3 protein-coding genes are annotated in these 1,627 nt (G+C 72.4%); all 3 read left to right on the top strand.

What is annotated here, in order from left to right:
* On the top strand, nucleotides 1-493 hold a 493-nt coding region (locus BGN97_RS14400), incomplete at its 5' end, for an aldo/keto reductase (protein ID WP_292702918.1).
* Nucleotides 469-1,320, top strand: coding sequence for an amidohydrolase family protein (locus tag BGN97_RS14405; protein ID WP_292702921.1), 852 nt, complete (start codon nucleotides 469-471; stop codon nucleotides 1,318-1,320). The genes BGN97_RS14400 and BGN97_RS14405, both read left to right, overlap by 25 nt.
* A 170-nt stretch (nucleotides 1,321-1,490) precedes the next feature.
* Nucleotides 1,491-1,613 carry a GIY-YIG nuclease family protein gene (locus BGN97_RS18515; protein ID WP_363331437.1) on the top strand — a complete coding sequence of 41 codons (123 nt, stop codon included), beginning with the start codon at nucleotides 1,491-1,493 and terminating at the stop codon, nucleotides 1,611-1,613.
* Nucleotides 1,614-1,627 lie beyond the last annotated feature (14 nt).

The following is a 1,627-nucleotide window of genomic DNA, read 5'->3' on the forward strand; positions in this document are numbered from 1 at the left end:
CGGAGCGATGACGGCGCTGGTCGAGCTGCGCGAGCAGGGCGTGGTGCGCGCGATCAGCGTGGGCCTGGGCAGGCTCGAGCCGCTGGAGCGCTTCACCGCCGAAGCACCCCTGGACGTGATCATGGAGGCGGGGCGGCTGACGCTGCTGGACCGCACCGCCGAGGAGCGACTGCTGGGCCTGGCCGCCGCGCGCGGCATCGGCGTGATCGCCGCGGGCGTGTTCAACTCGGGCATCCTCGCCGATCCGGACGCCGCCCCCTACTTCGAGTACCGGCAGGCGGATGCCGCGCTGCTGGAGCGCGCCCGCCGGCTGCAGGCGCTGTGCGCTGACCGCGGAGTGACGCTGGCGGATGCCGCGGTGCGGTTCCCGCTGCGGCGCGGCGCGGATGCCGTGGTCGTCGGCGCCCGCACGCCCGCCGAGGTCGACGCGTTCGTCGCCGGGCTCTCCGCGGAGATCCCCGAGGAGCTGTGGCTCGCGCTCGAGGTCGCCTGAGCGTGCGCATCGTCGACTCTCACGTGCACCTGTGGGACGTCGACGCGTTCCCGATCCCCTGGTTCCGTGACGGGCTGGGGCTGCCGACGGTGTCGTCGGTGGCGGAGTACCGGCAGGTGGCTGAGCCGTGCGGCGTGGAGGCCGCCATCGCCGTCCAGGTGGCCGACTCCGTCGAGGAGGCGCGCTGGCTCACGGCCGCGACGGCGGCGGATGCCGTGGTCCGGCGCGCCGTGCTGCAGTACGAACCGGCCGCAGGGCATCCGCTCGGCGCGACCGCGTTCGAGGGAGCGGATCTCGCCGGGGTGCGGGCGGCCGTGCCGCAGTTCGCCGCCGACCTCTCGGACGTGGCCGGGCTGGATGCGCTGGCGGATGCCCTGGGCGCGTCCGGCCGCGTGCTGGAGCTGCTGCTGCGGCCCGAGCAGCTCGAGGGCGCCGCGACGCTGGCATCCCGGCACCCGGACACCGCGATCGTGCTGTGCCACCTCGGCCTCGGTCACGGCGAACCGGACGAGGCGTGGCTGAGCGGTCTCACCGCCTTCGCCGCGCAGCCGAACGCGCACGCGAAGTTCTCCGGGCTGCTGTCCGCCACGAGGACGGATGCTGCGCTCACCGAGCTCGCCGGCACGGCGTTCCGGCTGTTCCGCGCCGACCGCCTGATGTTCGGCAGCGACTGGCCGATGTCGGCGCGCACGCACTCCTACGCGGACGTGGTCGCCGCCACCCGGCGGGCGCTCCCCCATCCCGACTCCCCAGACTTCTGGTCCGGCACCGCCACCCGCCTGTACGGCTGCCCTTCGTCTGCTCCTGAACAGGACCCCGGTCCCTGAGCGCCCTTCGTCTCCTCGCTGGCGCTCGTCGCTCAGAAGCCGCGAAGCGAGACGAACGGCGCCCAGGAATCGCGCCAAAACAAGTCGGTCCCTGAGCGAGCGAAGCGAGACGAAGGGCGCCCTGTGGATAACCGCGGACGCTTGCCGATCGATCGGCCTAGCGTCGGGGCATGCCTCACGTCTATATCCTCAAGTGCTCCGACGGAAGCTTCTACACCGGTAGCACTTGGAGTCTCGAGCTCCGAGTCGCTCAGCATGGGTCAAGCCCCAGGACGTGGTGTAGTGGTCGGTGATCCTTCTGGTGTTG

It is taken from the genome of Microbacterium sp. 69-10, assembly GCF_001897945.1.
GTDB lineage: Bacteria > Actinomycetota > Actinomycetes > Actinomycetales > Microbacteriaceae > Microbacterium.

Excerpts from the sequence above, each read along its gene's own strand:
- BGN97_RS18515 (WP_363331437.1), top strand. The coding sequence starts at position 1,491 with ATGCCTCACGTCTATATCCTCAAGTGCTCCGACGGAAGCTTCTACACC.